This window comes from Chelatococcus albus (assembly GCF_030067675.1).
In the GTDB taxonomy this organism is placed as follows: Bacteria; Pseudomonadota; Alphaproteobacteria; order Rhizobiales; family Beijerinckiaceae; genus Chelatococcus_A; species Chelatococcus_A albus.
In genome coordinates, this window is sequence record NZ_JASJEV010000001.1 from 498903 (window position 1) to 512573 (window position 13671).

11 protein-coding genes are annotated in these 13671 nt (G+C 69.6%); 9 read left to right on the plus strand and 2 right to left on the minus strand.

The annotated features are described in order from the left end of the window. Nucleotides 1-3 precede the first annotated feature (3 nt). Together QNA08_RS02260 and QNA08_RS02265 are read left to right on the plus strand one after the other, a co-directional pair. Nucleotides 4-1083 carry a BMP family ABC transporter substrate-binding protein gene (locus tag QNA08_RS02260; protein WP_283739039.1) on the plus strand — a complete coding sequence of 360 codons (1080 nt, stop codon included), beginning with the start codon at nucleotides 4-6 and terminating at the stop codon, nucleotides 1081-1083. Between the two features lie 55 nt (nucleotides 1084-1138). After that, nucleotides 1139-2278, plus strand: a complete 1140-nt coding sequence (locus tag QNA08_RS02265) for a cysteine desulfurase family protein (RefSeq protein WP_283739040.1) — start codon at nucleotides 1139-1141, stop codon at nucleotides 2276-2278. On the opposite strand, the gene QNA08_RS02270 is transcribed toward QNA08_RS02265, so the two are convergent. Continuing rightward, nucleotides 2256-3167, minus strand: coding sequence for a LysR family transcriptional regulator (locus QNA08_RS02270; RefSeq protein ID WP_283739041.1), 912 nt, complete (start codon nucleotides 3165-3167; stop codon nucleotides 2256-2258). The genes QNA08_RS02265 and QNA08_RS02270 overlap by 23 nt on opposite strands. A 160-nt stretch (nucleotides 3168-3327) precedes the next feature. Here QNA08_RS02270 and QNA08_RS02275 point away from each other — a divergent pair, with 160 nt between their 5' ends. From QNA08_RS02275 to QNA08_RS02305, 7 genes are all read left to right on the plus strand, one after another. Then, a complete protein-coding gene (locus QNA08_RS02275; protein WP_283739042.1) occupies nucleotides 3328-4542 on the plus strand; it encodes a urate hydroxylase PuuD in 1215 nt (404 codons plus the stop codon). Nucleotides 4543-4563: 21 nt separating this feature from the next. Next, nucleotides 4564-5904 carry a guanine deaminase gene (guaD, locus tag QNA08_RS02280; protein ID WP_283739043.1) on the plus strand — a complete coding sequence of 447 codons (1341 nt, stop codon included), beginning with the start codon at nucleotides 4564-4566 and terminating at the stop codon, nucleotides 5902-5904. Nucleotides 5905-5994: 90 nt separating this feature from the next. Next, nucleotides 5995-6783, plus strand: coding sequence for an IclR family transcriptional regulator (locus QNA08_RS02285; RefSeq protein WP_283739044.1), 789 nt, complete (start codon nucleotides 5995-5997; stop codon nucleotides 6781-6783). A 288-nt stretch (nucleotides 6784-7071) separates the two neighbouring features. Then, nucleotides 7072-8847, plus strand: a complete 1776-nt coding sequence (gene gcl / locus QNA08_RS02290) for a glyoxylate carboligase (RefSeq protein WP_283739309.1) — start codon at nucleotides 7072-7074, stop codon at nucleotides 8845-8847. 26 nt (nucleotides 8848-8873) lie between these two features. After that, entirely contained in the window at nucleotides 8874-9659 is a 786-nt protein-coding gene (hyi, locus tag QNA08_RS02295; protein ID WP_283739045.1) for a hydroxypyruvate isomerase, read from the plus strand. A gap of 45 nt (nucleotides 9660-9704) precedes the next feature. Then, the gene (glxR, locus tag QNA08_RS02300) at nucleotides 9705-10613 is read left to right on the plus strand and encodes a 2-hydroxy-3-oxopropionate reductase (RefSeq protein WP_283739310.1); all 909 of its coding nucleotides are present in this window, start codon (nucleotides 9705-9707) and stop codon (nucleotides 10611-10613) included. 110 nt (nucleotides 10614-10723) lie between these two features. Beyond that, nucleotides 10724-11962 (plus strand): glycerate kinase type-2 family protein, encoded by a 1239-nt coding sequence (locus QNA08_RS02305; protein WP_283739311.1) that lies wholly within the window; start codon nucleotides 10724-10726, stop codon nucleotides 11960-11962. A gap of 46 nt (nucleotides 11963-12008) precedes the next feature. On the opposite strand, the gene QNA08_RS02310 is transcribed toward QNA08_RS02305, so the two are convergent. Next, nucleotides 12009-13607 carry a CYTH and CHAD domain-containing protein gene (locus tag QNA08_RS02310; protein ID WP_283739046.1) on the minus strand — a complete coding sequence of 533 codons (1599 nt, stop codon included), beginning with the start codon at nucleotides 13605-13607 and terminating at the stop codon, nucleotides 12009-12011. Nucleotides 13608-13671: the final 64 nt, after the last annotated feature.

Below are 13671 nucleotides of genomic sequence, written 5' to 3' on the forward strand. Positions count from 1 at the left end.
ACAATGACCTTTCACATCTCGCGCAGAACCCTGCTCGCCGGCTCCACCGCCACCGCCGCCACGCTCGCGCTGCCGCGCGGCGCACGGGCCGAGGGCCCGCTCAAGGTGGCCTACGTCTACGTCGGTCCCATCGGCGATCACGGCTACAGCTATTCCCACGACCAGGGGCGCAAGGCCGTCGAGGTGAAATTCGCCGACAGGGTGAAGGTCACCTATGTCGAAAACGTCGCCGAGGGGCCGGATTCGGAGCGCGTCATCCGCCAGCTCGCCACCGCCGGCAACGACCTCGTGTTCGCGACCTCCTTCGGCTTCATGAATCCGACGATCCGGGTCGCGAAGCAGTTCCCGAAGGTGAAGTTCGAGCACGCCACCGGCTATCAGAAGGCCTCCAACGTCGCGATCTACAACGCCCGCTTCTACGAGGGCCGCGCCGTCATCGGCACCATCGCCGGCCTGATGTCGAAGACAGGCGTCGCGGGCTACGTCGCCTCCTTCCCGATCCCGGAGGTCGTGATGGGCATCAACGCCTTCACGCTCGCCGCCCGCAAGGTGCGGCCGGACATGAAGGTGAAGGTCATCTGGCTCAACACCTGGTACGACCCGGGCAAGGAGGCGGACGCGGCAAAGGCCCTCATGGACGGCGGCGCCGACGTCCTCGTGCAACACGTCGACAGCCCTGCCACCATGCAGGTGGCGGAAAGCCGCGGCGCCTATGCCTTCGGCCAGGCCTCCGACATGGCCCGCTTCGCTCCGAAGGCTCATCTCACGGCCCTCGTCAACGATTGGGCCCCCTACTATCTGGAGCGGGTGAAGCAGGCACTCGACGGCTCCTGGCAGTCGGGCGACGTCTGGTGGGGGCTGAAGGAGGGAATGGTGAAGCTCGCCCCCTACAATCCCGCCCTGCCCGAAAACGTTCGTGCTGCCGCCGACAAGGTGAAGGCGGACATCACGAGCGGGGCGCTCCACCCCTTCACCGGGCCGATCAAGGATCAGAAGGGTAGTCTGCGCCTCGCCGACGGCCAGCGCATCGGCGACGCCGACCTCCTCAAGATGGACTGGTTCGTCGAGGGCGTGCAGAGCTGAGGCGGACCGTCTCATGCCGCCGTTCCGGCGCGCGGAACGGCGGCCGCGAGGCCGCATGACGACCGTCGAGCCACCCATCTACCTCGACCACCTCGCCTCGACGCCGCTTGATCCGGCTGTGCTCGACGCGATGCTGCCGTGGCTGTCCGCAGCGACCGCGGGCAACCCGCACGCCGCCCATCGGGCGGGCTGGCGCGCGGCCGAGGCGATCGAGGGGGCGAGAGCGGAAGTCGCGGCGCTGATCGGCGCGCGGCCGGGGGAGATCGTCTTCACCTCCGGCGCGACGGAGGCGAACAACCTCGCCCTCCTCGGCGCCACGCCCGGGGGCTGGCCCGTCGCCGTCTCGGCCGTCGAGCACAGGAGCGTGCTCGCCTGCCTGCCGGAGTTGCGGCGGCGCGGCCACGACACCGCGCTCCTGCCCGTCGACCGCCGCGGCATTGTCGATGCCGACCGGTTGGCGCATGTGCTTGCCGCGGGCCCCGCTCTCGTCTCGGTGATGGCGGCGAACAACGAGGTCGGTTCCGTCCAGCCGCTCGGCGACATCGCCGCCCTGTGCCAGCGCAACGGCGCGCTCCTGCACGTCGATGCGGTCCAGTATCTCGCCACGGCCGTCCTCGACGTGCGGGTGCTCGATATCGCCCTGCTCAGCCTCTCCGGCCACAAGCTCTACGGCCCGCCTGGCATCGGCGCCCTCTTCCTGCGCGAGGGCCTGCCCCTCACGCCGCTCCTCCACGGCGGCGGCCAGCAGCACGGGCGCCGCCCCGGCACCCTGCCCACGGCGCTCTGCGTCGGCCTCGGCGCCGCCTGCCGCACGGCGCGAGAGCGGCGTGCCGCCGACGCCGCACGCGTTGCGGCGCTGCGCGACCGCCTCTTTCATCTCCTCGCCGGCGCGATCGACGGCCTGCGCCGCAACGATCCGGGCAAGGACGCCCTGCCCGGCTGCCTGCACGTGAGCCTGCCCGGGCTCGATGCCGCCGACCTCGTCCTCGGCCTGCCCGACCTCGCGATCTCGACCGGGGCGGCCTGCTGGGAAGGCCGGGGCGGGCCTTCGCACGTGCTGGCGGCGATGGGTCTCGCACCGGAGGAGGCGCACGGCAGCCTGCGCATCGGCCTCGGCCGGTTCACGACCGAGCGCGAGGTCGAGCGGGCGGCCACACTCCTTGTGCGAGCGATCAGGGCACGTCCTGCACGTTGACGATCGGGCGCGTGTGCTCGACGAGGAAATCGGAGAAGGCACGCACTTTCGCCGGCAGGAAGCTGCGATGCGGGTAGAGCACGGCGAGCACCACCGGCTCCGGCTCGAACTCGCGCAGGACGACCTTCAACGCCCCGCCGCGCAAGTGCTCCGCGATCTCCCACACGGGCTTGAGCACGATGCCCTGGCCGTCGAGCGCCCATTGCGTCAGGACGTCGCCGTCATCGGCGTCGAAGATGCCGGATACCGGCAGCTTCACGGGCCCGTCGGGCGTGTTGAGCGTCCACTGATATTGCTGCGAGCCGGGAAAGCGCAGCAGCAGGCAGTTGTGGTCGAGGAGATCCTCGGGCTTCTGCGGCGTGCCCCGCGCCTCGAGGTAGGCGGGCGCGGCACAGAGCACGCGCCGGCAGTCGGCGATCTTGCGCACGACGAAGCTCGAGTCACGCAGCACCGCCATGCGGATCGCCACGTCCACCGCCTCGCCGAGCAGGTCGAGCAGGTGGTCGGACAGGCGCAGCCGCAGGTCGACACGCGGGTGGAGCTCGTGGAACTTCGGCACGAGAGGCGCGAGCACCCGGCGCCCGAAGCCGAGCGGCGCGGTGACGCGCAGGCTGCCGGAGGGCACGCCGCTCGCCGTCGCCACGCTCGTCTCCGCCCGCTCCACGGCCTCGACCACTTCGAGGCAATGGCGATAGAAGATCTGCCCGTGCTCGGTCGGCTGCACCTGCCGCGTCGTGCGGTTGAGAAGCCGGACGCCGAGATGCTGCTCGAGCTGCTGCATCCGATGGCTGACCACGGCGGGCGACATGCGCACCTGCCGCCCGGCCGCCGACAGGCTTCCGAGATCGACGACCCGCACGAAGATCCGCATGTTCTCGAGCAGGGACACGGCCCGCACTCCTCCCCTATCTTACTGCCTGATTTGAAAGTCCTGGATTCCGTCCGCCCTTCCCTGCGGCGCCTCGCCTTCTAGGCTTCCCTCTCCAGAAGAATGTTCCCGGCGCCCTGGCGCCGGCATTGAGAAGAACATCTGCCGCGGAGGGGTGAGCATGGAATCGATCGTGTGGGAGTGGATCAACCTCCTGTTGCGTTGGCTGCATGTCATCACCGCCATCGCCTGGATCGGCTCCTCCTTCTACTTCGTCCATCTCGACGCGAGCCTGAGACGCCGCGAGGGTCTGCCGCAAGGGGCCGGTGGCGAAGCATGGCAGATTCACGGCGGGGGCTTCTACCACATGGTGAAATATCTCGTGGCGCCGGCGCGCATGCCCGAGGACCTCACCTGGTTCAAGTGGGAATCCTACGCCACCTGGATCTCGGGCTTCTTCCTGCTCTGTGTGCTTTATTACCGCGGCGCCGACCTGTTCATGGTCGATCCCGCCGTCATGCCGTTGCCGCGCTGGGGTGCCGTGGCGATCAGCGCTGGCGGGCTCGCCGCGGGATGGCTCGCCTATGATCTTCTCTGCCGCTCGCCGCTCGGCCGCAACGACAATCTCCTCGCGGCCGCAGGCTTTGTCGGCCTCGTCGCGGCGGCTTACGGCTTTACGCAGGTCTTCAGCGGCCGCGGCGCCATGCTCCAGATGGGGGCACTCATCGGCACGATGATGACGGCCAACGTCTTCCTCGTGATCATCCCCAACCAGCGCAAGGTCGTGGATGCCCTCATCGCCGGGCGCGAGCCCGATCCCATGCTCGGCAAGAAGGCCAAGCAGCGGTCGATGCACAACAACTACCTGACGCTGCCTGTCCTCTTCCTGATGATCAGCAACCACTACCCGCTCGCCTTCGGCACGCGCTTCAACTGGCTGATCGTCGCGGTCGTCCTCGTCATCGGCGCCTCCGTCCGGCATTTCTTCAACAGCCGTCACGCCGGCAAGCCGACGCCCTGGTGGACCTGGGGCGTCGCGGCGGCGGGCGTCGCGGCGATCGTCTGGCTGTCGACCCTGCCGCCGGCCGCCTCCGAGAAGGTCGCGAGCGCCGAGACCGCGGCGCCCGCAGAGCCCGTCACCTTCGCCCGCGTCGAGGAAATCGTGGTGTCGCGCTGCAGCATGTGCCATGCCCAGACCCCGGTGTGGGAGGGCCTGCCGACCGCACCGCGCGGCGTCCGCCTCGACACGCCCGAGGAGATCCGCCGCCATGCGGGGCTCATCCGCGTGCAGAGCGTCCTCTCGCACGCCATGCCGCCTGGCAACATCACCGAGATCACGGCCGAGGAGCGCCGGGCGCTGGCCGCCTGGACCGCCGACCCCGCCGCCGTGCAGTGACCGCGAAGGAGACCCGTTCGCATGACGCAGCCGTCCACCCCGTCCGCCATCCGCGGCCGCCTGCTGATCTTCCTGGCGCCTCCCGCCGGCGCGGGCGACAGTGCGAGCTATCGCTACATCGCCGACGGACTGGTGACGATCCGCGACGGGCGCATCGCGGCGGTCGGCGAGGCGCGCGATCTCCTCGGCGCCCTGCCCGCCGACACGCGCGTCGACCACCATCCCGACGGCCTGATCGTCCCGGGTTTCATCGATCCCCACATCCACTTCCCGCAGACGCAGGTCATCGCCTCCTACGGCGCGCAGCTCCTGGAGTGGCTGCAGAAATACACCTTCGTCGAGGAACAGCGCTTCGCCGACCCGCACCATGCGGCCGAACAGGCTCGTTTCTTCTTCGACGAGCTGCTGCGCAACGGCACGACGACGGCAACCGCCTTCTGCTCGGTGCATCCCGCATCCGTGGATGCCTTCTTCGCCGAATCCGAGCGCCGCGGCATGGCCATGATCGCCGGCAAGGTGATGATGGACCGCAATGCCCCGCCGGCGCTGACCGACACGGCCGAGACGGGCTATGAGGACACGAAGGCGCTGCTCGCGAAATGGCACCGCCGCGGGCGCCAGCGCTACGCCATCACGCCGCGCTTCGCCATCACCTCGACGGAGGCGCAGCTCGAGGCGACCGCCGCCCTTGCCCGCGAGTTCCCGGACAATCACATCCAGACGCATCTCTCCGAGAACCTCGCCGAGATCGAGACCGTGCGCTCGCTCTTTCCCTCGGCCAGGGGCTATCTCGACGTTTACGACCGCTACGGCCTGCTCGGCCCGCGCACCCTCCTCGGCCACAGCATCCACCTGACCGACGGCGAGCGGCGACGCATGGCGGAGACGGGTTCCGTCGCCGTCTTCTGCCCGACCTCGAACCTCTTCCTCGGCAGCGGCCTGTTCAATCTCGACGGCCTCATCCGCCAGACGCCCGCCGGCCGTATCGCCCTCGCCACCGACGTCGGCGGCGGCACGAGCTTTTCCATGCTGCGCACGGCGGGCGAGGCCTACAAGGTTCTGCAGCTCAATGGCCGCAGCTTCTCGGCACTTGAGGCCTTCCACCAGATGACGGCCGGCAATGCCGCCGCCCTCGGCCTCGCCGACGAGGTCGGCACGCTGGCGCCCGGCCGCTATGCCGACCTCGTCGTGCTCGACGCGCGCGCAACGCCGGCGATGGCCAACCGCATGCAGCGGATCGACGGCGATCTCGAGGAGGAGCTCTTCCTCCTCATGACGCTCGGCGACGACCGCGCCGTGCGCGCCACCTACGTCCAGGGCCGCCTGGCGCACGCCCGCGACGGCGTGGCCGGAGCGGCCTGAGCCGGGCGCCTGCTTCCACGGGCGTTCACGCGAAGGCTCGAACCGGAATACCGACGGGCCTTTCCGCAATCGATCGTTCGGGAGGAGACGATGATCGAGACGACCGCCGCCAACATGGCCCCACCGGCGGAGGAACGTGCGGGACAGGTGCGCGCGCTCGTGCGGGCGCTGCGCATCCTCAACACCCTCGCGACGCGCCCCGAGGGACTGTCCCTCACCGAGATCGCAAGGACGACCGATCTGTCGCCCGCCACCGCCCATCGGCTGCTCACCACCCTCGAGCAGGAGCATTACGTGCGCTTCGAGCAGGGGGCGCGACGCTGGGCCGTCGGCCTTCAGGCCTATCTCGCCGGCGCGGTCTATGCCGACTCGCGCGGCTTGCGCCGGCTGGCGGCGCCGCACATGCGGGCGCTGCTCGACGTCTCCCACGAGACCGTCAATCTCGCTGTCGAGGAGCACGGCACGCTCGTCTATCTGCATCAGATCGGCGAACGCGGCAGCGGCCTCGCAGCCTCGGTACCCCTCCCCCTGCATGGTTCGGGAGTAGGCAAGGCGATGCTCTCCGCCCAGGCGGACGGGGTGCTCGCCGGACTCCTGCCAACGCTGCGACTGACGCCGCTGACAGCAAAGACCGTGGCGGACCGGCGCCGCCTGCACGACCAGATCCTGGAGGCACGCGGCCAGGGCTATGCCGTGGACGACGAGGAGCACGTTCCTGGCATGCGCTGCGTCGCGGCCGCCGTGCTCGGACGTCGGGGCCGGCCGGTGGCAGCGCTCTCCGTCTCGGGACCCAGCGAACGCATGCCCCCGGAGCGGATCGCCGCGCTCGGCACCCTGGTCCGTGAAGCCGCCAACGCCCTGACGGGCAAGCTCGCGTAGCGGCTTGCCGAGGCCCGACGCCGCCTTCGCCGGCGCGGCCCTCGGTCCGCCCGCGCGACGATCCAGTTTGTCGAGAACGATCACATTTGCGGCCTTGGATCGCTTCGATCCGAGGCGTGCGCCATTTGAGAACGCCGAGGGCCGGGCGCAGGAATTTCACAGAGTGAAATAAGCCTCATCGTTTCACGATTTTCACATGGAGAAAACTGCACGTGAAAAGGAACAATACGGGCTGCAATACGAACAGATATCGGCATGATCTCCGATGAATACAGGGAGGAGGTCATCATGGCCAAGATGACGGCGGCGCAGGCGGCCGTACTGGTGATGGAGCGCGAGGGCATCACCGATGCCTTCGGCATTCCGGGTGCCGCCATCAATCCGCTCTATGCCGCCCTGCGGGCGCGGAGCACGATCCGCCACTATCTCGCCCGTCACGTCGAGGGTGCCTCGCATATGGCGGAGGGCTACACGCGCGCCAGGGCCGGCAATATCGGCGTCTGCATCGGTACGTCGGGCCCGGCCGGCACCGACATGATCACCGGCCTCTACTCGGCCTCGGCCGATTCGATCCCCATCCTGTGCATCACCGGCCAGGCGCCGCGAGCGCGCCTCCACAAGGAGGACTTCCAGGCCGTCGACATCGAGGCGATCGCCCGGCCCGTGACGAAATGGGCGGTGACCGTGCGGGAGCCTGCGCTCGTGCCGCGCGTCTTTCAGCAGGCCTTCCATCTCATGCGTTCGGGCCGTCCCGGGCCGGTGCTCATCGACCTGCCCTTCGACGTGCAGGTCGCCGAGATCGAGTTCGACATCGACACCTACGAGCCTCTGCCGGTCTACAAGCCGCGGGCGACGCGGGCGCAGATCGAGAAGGCGCTCGCCATGCTCGCCGAAGCCGAGCGGCCGCTCATCGTCGCCGGCGGCGGCGTCATCAATGCGGATGCGTCCGATCTCCTGGTGGAATTCGCAGAGATCACGGGCGTGCCCGTCATCCCGACCCTCATGGGCTGGGGCGCGATTCCTGACGACCACCCCCTCATGGCCGGCATGGTCGGCCTGCAGACGAGCCACCGCTACGGCAACGCCACGCTGCTCGAATCCGATTTCGTCCTCGGCATCGGCAATCGCTGGGCGAACCGCCACACCGGCTCGATCGAGACTTACACGAGGGGCCGCAAGTTCGTGCATGTCGACATCGAGCCGACGCAGATCGGGCGCGTCTTCGCCCCCGACTACGGCATCGTCTCGGACGCCGGCGCCGCTCTCGCCCTCTTCGTGGAGGTGGCGACGGAACGGAAGGCGGCGGGGCGCCTGAAGGACTACGGCGCTTGGGTCGCGGCCTGCCGCGAGCGCAAGCGCACGCTCCTGCGCCGCACGCATTTCGACAACGTGCCAATCAAGCCGCAGCGCGTCTACGAGGAGATGAACAGGGCGATCGGCCGCGACACGACCTATGTGACGACGATCGGCCTGTCGCAGATCGCCGCCGCCCAGTTCCTGCATGTCTACCGGCCGCGCGGCTGGGTCAACTGCGGCCAGGCCGGGCCCCTCGGCTGGACCGTGCCGGCGGCCCTCGGCGTCCGCGCGGCCGACCCCCATCGCGAGATCGTCGGCATCTCCGGCGACTACGACTTCCAGTTCATGATCGAAGAACTCGCGGTGGGCGCGCAGTTCAAGCTGCCCTATCTGCAGATCCTCGTGAACAACTCCTACCTCGGCCTCATCCGCCAGGCGCAGCGCAATTTCGACATGGACTACTGCGTGCAGCTGTCCTTCGACAACATCAACGCACCGGGCCTCGACGGCTATGGCGTCGACCACGTGGCGGTGGCGGAAGGGCTCGGCTGCAAGGCGATCCGCGTGCGCGAACCCGGCGAGATCGGCCCGGCCATCACCCAGGCCCGCGCCTGGATGCAGGAGTTCAGCGTGCCGGTGATCGTCGAGATCATTCTGGAGCGCGTCACCAACATCGCCATGGGCACCGAGATCGACAAGGTCGTCGAGTTCGAGGACCTCGCCGACAGCCCGGCCGACGCGCCGACCGCGCTCGCCCTTCTCGACTGATCCCTTCGCCGAACCAGGAAACAGCGATGCCCAGATTCGCGGCCAATCTCACGATGCTCTACGGCGAGCACGCCTTTCCCGACCGCTTCGCCGCCGCGGCGAAGGACGGCTTCACGGGGGTCGAATATCTCTTCCCCTACGACCATCCGCCCGCAACGCTCGCCGCGCGCCTCAAGGACAACGGCCTCGTCCAGGTGCTGCACAACCTGCCGGCAGGCGACTGGGCGCGCGGCGAACGCGGCATCGCCTGCCTCGAAGACCGCGTCCCGGAGTTCCGCGACGGCGTCGATCGGGCAATCGAATACGCGAGCGCCCTGGGTTGCGCCCAGGTCAATTGCCTCGCCGGCGTCCTGCCCGCCGGAGCGTCGACCGAGACGGCTGCCCGGGTCTTCGTCGAGAACCTCGCCTATGCGGCCGGGAAACTCGGCAAGGCCGGCATCCGCCTGCTGATCGAGCCGATCAACACCCGCGACATCCCGGGCTTCTTCCTGACGAACACGGCCCAGGCGCTCGCGGTCATGGACGAGGTCGGCTCCGACAACCTCTTCCTGCAGTACGACGTCTATCACATGCAGATCATGGAGGGCGACCTCGCGCCGACCATCGAGCGTAACCTTGCGCGCATCGCCCATGTCCAGCTCGCCGACAATCCGGGCCGCCACGAGCCCGGTACCGGGGAGATCAACTACCCCTTCCTCTTCGCCCATCTCGACCGGCTCGGCTACGCCGGCTGGATCGGCTGCGAATACAAGCCGAAGGCCGATACCGCCTCCGGCCTCGGCTGGATGGCCCCCTGGCGGGCTGCCGCGTGAGGCCCTCGCTCTCCTCAGATCCTCGCTCAAGACAGGGAAGGAAACATCATGAAGGTCGGTTTCATCGGTCTCGGCATCATGGGAACGCCCATGGCCGGACACCTCGCCGAGGCGGGCCACACGCTCTTCGTGCATGACGTCAAGCCCGTTCCGGCCGAGCTCGCGGCGAAGAAGGACGTCAGCGCCGTCGCGAACGGCGCGGAGGTTGCCCGCGCGGCCGACGTGATCATCGTCATGGTGCCGGACACGCCGCATGTCGAGGCCGTGCTCTTCGGCAAGGGTGGCGTCGCCGAGGGGCTCGCTCCCGGCAAGATCGTCGTCGACATGAGCTCGATCTCCCCCATCGAGACCAAGCGCTTCGCGGCCCGGATCAACGCGCTCGGCTGCGACTATCTCGATGCGCCGGTCTCGGGCGGCGAGGTGGGCGCCCGCGCCGCTTCCCTCACCATCATGGTGGGCGGGCCCGAGCGCGCCTTCGCCACCGTGAAGCCGCTCTTCGAGCGCATGGGCAAGAACGTGACCCTCGTCGGCGGCAACGGCGACGGCCAGACGACGAAGGTCGCCAACCAGATCATCGTGGCGCTCACCATCCAGGCGGTCGGCGAGGCGCTGCTCTTCGCCTCCAAGGCAGGCGCGGACCCGGCCAAGGTGCGGCAGGCGCTCATGGGGGGCTTCGCCTCCTCGCGCATCCTCGAGGTGCATGGCGAGCGCATGATCAAGCGCAGCTTCTCGCCGGGCTTCCGCATCGAACTGCACCAGAAGGACCTGAACCTCGCACTTACGGGAGCGCGGGCACTCGGCCTCTCGCTGCCCAACACCGCGACCTGCCAGGAGCTGTTCAATACCTGCACCGCACACGGCGGTCGCGGTTGGGACCATTCGGCGCTCGTGCGGGCGCTGGAAATCATGGCAGGCCACGAAATCGGCGGCGAGCAGGCGGCGCAGGCGGCCTGACGCTCCGCTCTCCCCGCCCCTGCGCGGCGCGGGCGGCACTTCCCGCCACGCCGCGCCAGCCCGAGGCGAACGAGGCATCGCACGTGTCACCGGACGAACTGCTCAAGGCCATGTTCCGCGCCGCCCTCGCCGCCGTGACGGCCGAGACGCGCATCCCCCCGGCCCTGCCCGCACCACCGAAGGGCCGCACGGTGGTGGCCGGGGCCGGCAAGGCTGCCGCTGCCATGGCGCGCGCCGTCGAGCGACGCTGGACGGGCCCCCTCTCGGGCCTCGTCGTCACGCGTTACGGCCACGGGGCGGCGACCGAGCACATCGAGGTCGTGGAGGCCGCCCATCCCGTGCCCGACGACACGGGCCATCGCACCGCGGAGCGCATACTGGCGCTCGCCGGCGATCTCGGGCCGGACGATCTCCTGCTCTGCCTCGTCTCGGGCGGCGGCTCCGCCCTGCTCGCCCTGCCGGCACCCGGCATCAGCCTCGCCGACAAACAGGCGGTGTCACGGGCGCTGCTGAAGAGCGGCGCCGACATCGCCGAGATGAACTGCGTGCGCAAACATCTTTCCGCCATCAAGGGCGGGCGGCTCGCCGCGGCGGCCCACCCGGCGCGCGTCGTCAATCTCGTCGTCTCCGACGTGCCGGGCGACGATCCCGCTGTCATCGCGAGCGGGCCGACGGTCGCCGACCCGACCACCTTCGCCGAGGCGCGGGCCATCCTCGCCAGGTACGGCATCGACCCGCCCCCTTCGGTGCGCGCCCATCTCGAGGCCGCGTGGGAGGAGACGCCGAAGCCCGGCGATCCGCGGCTCGCCCGCGTCGAGACCCGCATCATCGCCCGCGCGCAGGATGCGCTCGAGGCGGCTGCCGCCATCGCCCGGGGCGAGGGGGTCACGCCCCTCATCCTCGGCGACGCGATCGAGGGCGAAGCGCGCGAGGTGGCGCGCGTGGCGGGCGGCATCGCGCTGCAGACGGCGCGCCATGGCCAGCCCCTGCCGGCGCCGGCCGTGCTCCTTTCGGGGGGCGAGACGACGGTGACGGTGCGCGGGCGTGGTCGCGGCGGCCGCAATGCCGAGTTCCTGCTGTCGCTCGCGGTCGCGCTCGGCGGCCACCCGGCGATCCATGCCATCGCCTGCGACACCGACGGCATCGACGGCTCGGAGGACAACGCCGGCGCCCTGCTCTTCCCCGACAGTCTCGCGCGCGCCGCGAAGCTCGGCCTCGATCCCCGCGGAATGCTCGCCGACAACGACGGCTACGGCTTCTTCTCCGCGCTCGGCGATCTCGTCGTTACGGGCCCGACGCTGACGAACGTCAACGACTTCCGCGCCATCCTCGTCGACCGGACGTGCTGACCGCCGTCCGGAGCCGGCCGGCAGCGACATGCACGCATCACGCCCGCTACCAGAAGGTCGGGATGTCGCGAAAGCCGCGCCACCGCCGCCTCAGCTTCCTCTCGCAGGCGGCCGCCTCGTGCATATGCCAGCCGACGACGGCACCGATCGCTTCGTGGAACTGCGGCGACATGCTCTCCGATCCGATTCCGCCGAGCAGTTCCCGCGTGGTGGCCGCGTCGTTGTAGCGTCCCATGACGTCCTGCAAGCGCGACAACGCCGACAGATAGGGCTTCGTCTTGCGCTGGTTGGCGTAGAGAGGCGCAAAAAAATCAGCGGCATAGCGAAGCTTCTTGAGAGCGAGCCTCAGCTCGTGCCGCTCCTCCGGGGTCATGCGGCCGAAATGCGCCCCGCGCTTCAGCACCCTGCGGTGCTGGCGGGCCAGGATGTCGGCGGCGGGGCCCGTGCAAGGCTCTGACAACAGGGCGATCGCCTCTCCGGGAAGGCCGTTGCGCCAGCCGCGATGCTCGATCCACGATCCGAGCGAGAGTACGAAACGCGTGTATCGCACATCGGCGAGCGCTTCGGCGACCGCTGCACGGCCCTGCGCCCTGTGCCGCTCCGCCGCAACGCGCAGATCGGAAAGGTCGAAACCGCATGCCGCGGCCGGCGCCGGCAGCAGGTCGGCGATGAATACATCCCAGTTGCGGGCGGGCGCGAGAACCCTCGTCAGCCACTTCGCCTCGGCCGCAAGCGGCGCGATGTCGGGCGACGGCAGCGCCTTCCGAAAGAGCGACAGCAGGGTGCGCAGACGGCGCAGCGCCACCCGCATCTGGTGCACGCCTTCCGGGTCTCGCCCATCCTCGGCCGCCGCGTGATTGGCGACAAGATGGTGATGGCAGGCGCCGAGGAGCGCGGCGAAGGCGCTCTCCATGCTCTCCCCGGCGGTGATGGCCGGGCTTGCGGCCTTCGCCCAGGCGGGCGGCCGGTCGAGCACCATCGCATAGCCGCGGTGGGCCTTGCTCAGGGTGCTGAGGCGCAGCGGCGCCCGCTCCAGGAGATCGAGCCCCAGACCATAGAGCGCTGCTGCCTCACCGGCCTTCAATTCGAGCTCGAGCTCGTAGAGCCCCTCTCGGCGCCCGTTCGCCTCGACCATGCCCTCGTCGAAGGCGACTTCGATCAGGGAGCCGGCATAGGCGACCGTTCTCGTCCGTCGTCGCACCTTGGTCGTGACGGTGGGCGCGAGCGCGGCACCGGCAATCACCTCGCGGCATGCCATGGCTTGGGGCGCCGGCAGCCGGGCGAGATCGGGCATCGCGCCGTCGAGCGGCGCCTCCCATTCGCCGCGCACCAGCGGCTGGCCGGCCACGGCCGTCGACTTCAGGGTCTGGACGTAGCGGCGGCCGATGCGGCGGACCCTGAGCGTCAGTCCGTTCCGGAACAGCGCGCAATCGGGCGTGTCGTAATAGACGCTGTTCAGCCGCCGTGTCGCCTCCGCGTCACGCGCATTCCGGGCGACGGACGGCACCTCGCGCAGCACAGCCAGGTCGGCCTTCGACGCCAGAAGCTTGAGCTCGATTTCCGACGAGGCGACCTGCGCCACCTCGCCCAGCCCCTCGTGCCTGTCCGCAGCAGCGGCACCCCTTGCCCTCGTCTTCAATGCCACGTCCCGCCTGCTGCACCTGCGCGCCGAGCGCAATGATATGGACCGCACGCGGCGAGCGGAAGTC

Coding starts and splice junctions, on each gene's coding strand:
- QNA08_RS02260 (WP_283739039.1), top strand. CDS start 4: ATGACCTTTCACATCTCGCGCAGAACCCTGCTCGCCGGCTCCACCGCC.
- QNA08_RS02265 (WP_283739040.1), top strand. CDS start 1,139: ATGACGACCGTCGAGCCACCCATCTACCTCGACCACCTCGCCTCGACG.
- QNA08_RS02275 (WP_283739042.1), top strand. CDS start 3,328: ATGGAATCGATCGTGTGGGAGTGGATCAACCTCCTGTTGCGTTGGCTG.
- guaD (WP_283739043.1), top strand. CDS start 4,564: ATGACGCAGCCGTCCACCCCGTCCGCCATCCGCGGCCGCCTGCTGATC.
- QNA08_RS02285 (WP_283739044.1), top strand. CDS start 5,995: ATGATCGAGACGACCGCCGCCAACATGGCCCCACCGGCGGAGGAACGT.
- gcl (WP_283739309.1), top strand. CDS start 7,072: ATGGCCAAGATGACGGCGGCGCAGGCGGCCGTACTGGTGATGGAGCGC.
- hyi (WP_283739045.1), top strand. CDS start 8,874: ATGCCCAGATTCGCGGCCAATCTCACGATGCTCTACGGCGAGCACGCC.
- QNA08_RS02305 (WP_283739311.1), top strand. CDS start 10,724: ATGTTCCGCGCCGCCCTCGCCGCCGTGACGGCCGAGACGCGCATCCCC.